General features: G+C 63.9%; 3 protein-coding genes. All 3 read right to left on the reverse strand.

Annotation, left to right across the window (positions count from 1 at the left end):
- Positions 1-4 precede the first annotated feature (4 nt).
- Positions 5-442, reverse strand: coding sequence for an ExbD/TolR family protein (locus tag GOB81_RS17265; RefSeq protein WP_173571451.1), 438 nt, complete (start codon positions 440-442; stop codon positions 5-7).
- Between the two features lie 121 nt (positions 443-563).
- Entirely contained in the window at positions 564-983 is a 420-nt protein-coding gene (locus GOB81_RS17270) for an ExbD/TolR family protein (protein ID WP_173571452.1), read from the reverse strand.
- Between the two features lie 2 nt (positions 984-985).
- Positions 986-1,966: MotA/TolQ/ExbB proton channel family protein (locus GOB81_RS17275; protein WP_338421392.1), on the reverse strand; the 981-nt coding region annotated here is incomplete at its 5' end.

A 1,966-nucleotide genomic window follows, 5' to 3' on the forward strand; every position in this document is an offset into this window, starting at 1 on the left:
ATTCTCACTGTTCGTTCATGAACTGGTCCTGTCCGACGATACCGAGCTTTGTGATGCCCAGTCTCTGTGCGTCGGCGAGGACATGGGCGACGGTTCTGTAGTCGGCCAGTCGGTTGGGGTTGATGTGCATCTCGGGCTGGTCAGGCTCGCCCGCCGCCGTCTGGAAACGCGACTGCAGCTCCGCCTCGCTCCCCACAGGCTCCCCGTTCCAGCTGATCGAATTGTCAAAATCGATCACCACGTTCACCACCTTCGGATCTTCCGTCGTCAGCGGCGGCGGATCGCCCTGCGGCAGGTTCATCGACACCGTATGCGTCTGCAGCGGGATCGTGATGATCAGCATGATCAGCAGCACCAGCATCACGTCGATCAGCGGCGTGGTGTTGATGTCGACAATGCCTTCGTCTTCGGTCGTGCTGTCCGACCCGACATTCATGCTCATGAATGGATCACTCTCTCATCTGGGGCATCGCCCCGCCTCGTCCGGAAGGGCACCGGACAGGGAAATGCCGCAAGACACCAGACCCCCGCCCTGCACGGAGGCCTCGCCAGTTGGATGCCGATCAGCTGTGAGGCTGCTCGGTGATGAAGTCCACGCGCGCCACTCCGGCTTCCTGACAAGCCGCAACCAGCCTGCCCACCGCCTCATACCGCGCCCCGCCATCGCCCCGGATCATGATCTGGGGCTGCGGCTGCTGCGCCGCCACCTTCTCCAGACGCGCCATCAGTTCGGCGTGGCTGCGGATCGGCGTCTCGTTCCAGTAAGCCTGACCGTCCGCCGTCACCGCCAGGGTGACGTTGTCCGGAACGATCTTGCTCGGCTGGTTCAGGTCCTTCGGCAGGTTCACCTTCACCGTGTGCGTCGCAACGGGAATGGTGATGAGGAAGATGATGAGCAGGACGAGCATGACATCCACAAGGGGCGTCGTGTTGATCGCGGAGACGACCTCGTCCTCTTCTCCTCCCCCCACGGACATCCCCATGGTCAGGCCACCCGGTTGGAGACGGTCGCCGTCGTCGGCGAGTTGTCAGGACGCACCGTGATGCTCTCACGGGTCGAACCGTGACGGAAACCACCGATCAGGATCGACTGCAGATCGGCGGCAAAGCCACGCACCTGCTCCATCGCGGTCTTGTTGCGGCGCACCAGAAGGTTGTAGCCCAGAACCGCCGGAACCGCCGTGCCGAGACCGATCGCCGTCATGATCAGCGATTCACCGACCGGACCCGCAACCTTGTCGATCGAGGCCTGGCCCGCGATGCCGATGGCCGTCAGCGCGTGATAGATACCCCAGACCGTGCCGAACAGACCCACGAACGGAGAGGTCGAACCCACCGTGCCGAGGAAGGCCAGGCCGCCCTGGAGGTCGCTCTGCACGCTGTCCACCGCACGCTGGATCTGCGACGACGTCCAGTCGGACAGGTCGATCGATTCCTGCATCGTGCCTTCATGATGCTCGGCAGAGACAATCCCTGTGTCGGCAACATAACGGAACGGCGAGGACGCCTTCAGCGCGGACGCGCCGTCCTGCAGTGTCGGCTTCGTCCAGAAGTTCTTCACTGCCTCGCGTGCTGCCGAAAACACCCGGGCCTGCTCGAAGAATTTCGTGATGATGATGTACCATGAGCCCAGCGACATCAGCAGCATGATCACCAGGACGCCACGCGCAATGATGTCGCCGTTCGCCCAAAGGGCCCCGAGGCCATACGGGTTCTCAACGCTCTTCGGCGCGGCAGGAGCCGGTGCAGGTGCCTCGGACGCAGCAACCGGTGCAGGAGCCGGGGTCTCAGCTGCAGGCGCATCGGCGGCAGGGGCCGGCGCGGAAGCATCCGGCGCCGTCGCCGCAGGGGCAGCAGCGTCAGGCGCCGCAACCGGGGCAGAAGCAGGCGCCTCAGACGCAGCCGAACTACCCGAATCCTGCGCAAATACCGTCACAGGTGCCGCAGTGCTCAGTAAAACCGCCAG

The organism is Acetobacter conturbans (assembly GCF_011516755.1).
GTDB lineage: Bacteria > Pseudomonadota > Alphaproteobacteria > Acetobacterales > Acetobacteraceae > Acetobacter > Acetobacter conturbans.

Bases quoted from the DNA above. Each gene is read 5' to 3' on its own strand.
- GOB81_RS17265 (WP_173571451.1), bottom strand. From the start codon at position 442: ATGAGCATGAATGTCGGGTCGGACAGCACGACCGAAGACGAAGGCATT.
- GOB81_RS17270 (WP_173571452.1), bottom strand. From the start codon at position 983: ATGGGGATGTCCGTGGGGGGAGGAGAAGAGGACGAGGTCGTCTCCGCG.